The organism is Sulfitobacter sp. HI0129 (assembly GCF_001635395.1).
GTDB lineage: Bacteria > Pseudomonadota > Alphaproteobacteria > Rhodobacterales > Rhodobacteraceae > Sulfitobacter.
Map to the genome: position 1 here is coordinate 1 of NZ_LWGH01000664.1, position 1,110 is coordinate 1,110.

Genomic DNA, 1,110 nt, shown 5'->3' on the forward strand with positions numbered 1-1,110 from the left:
CCCGCGCCGCACCACCCCAAGGAGACCCCAATGTCCAGCTATGATGTCATCGTGATCGGTTCCGGCCCCGGCGGATACGTCGCCGCGATCCGTTGCGCGCAACTCGGCCTGAAAACCGCCTGCGTCGAAGGCCGGGAGACATTGGGCGGAACCTGCCTCAACGTGGGCTGCATCCCCTCGAAAGCCCTGCTCCATGCCACGCATATGCTGCATGAGGCCGAACACAACTTCGCCGACATGGGCCTGAAGGGAAAGGCACCCTCCGTCGACTGGAAACAGATGCTGGCCTATAAATCCTCCACCATCGAGACCAACACCAAGGGCATCGAATTCCTGTTCAAGAAGAACAAGATCGACTGGCTCAAGGGCTGGGGCACCATTCCCGAGGCGGGGAAGGTCAAGGTGGGCGACGAGGTCCATGAGGCCAAGAACATCATCATCGCCACCGGCTCCGAAGCGGCAGCGCTTCCCGGCGTTGAAGTCGATGAAAAGACGGTCGTGACGTCGACGGGCGCGCTGGAGCTTGGCAAGGTGCCAAAACGCCTCGCGGTGATCGGCGCCGGGGTCATCGGGCTTGAACTGGGCAGCGTCTATGCGCGTCTGGGCAGCGAGGTGACGGTGATCGAATTCCTTGACGCGATCACCCCCGGCATGGACCCCGAGGTGCAGAAGACCTTCCAACGGATGCTGAAGAAACAGGGCATGAATTTCGTCATGGGCGCCGCCGTTCAAAAGACGGAGACGAAGAACGGCAAGGCCAAGGTCACCTACAAGCTGCGCAAGGACGACAGCGAACACGAGATCGACGCCGATGCCGTTCTGGTGGCCACGGGCCGCAAGCCCTATCACGACGGCCTCGGGCTCGACGCACTGGGCATTCGGTTGACGAAACGCGGCCAGATCGCCGTGACGAAGGAATGGGAAACCGACATCAAGGGCATCTACGCCATCGGCGACGTGACCGAAGGCCCCATGCTCGCCCACAAGGCCGAGGACGAAGGCATGGCGGTGGCCGAGGTCATCGCGGGCAACCATGGCCATGTGAACTACGGCGTCATCCCCAGCGTGATCTACACCCACCCCGAGGTCGCCAGCGTGGGCGAAACCGAA

At 62.3% G+C, this 1,110-nt stretch carries 1 protein-coding gene; it reads left to right on the forward strand.

Features of this window, described 5'->3' with window-relative positions; all coding sequences use genetic code 11:
• Positions 1–30: 30 nt before the first annotated feature.
• Positions 31–1,110: dihydrolipoyl dehydrogenase (gene lpdA / locus A3764_RS17025; RefSeq protein ID WP_067951810.1), on the forward strand; the 1,080-nt coding region annotated here is incomplete at its 3' end.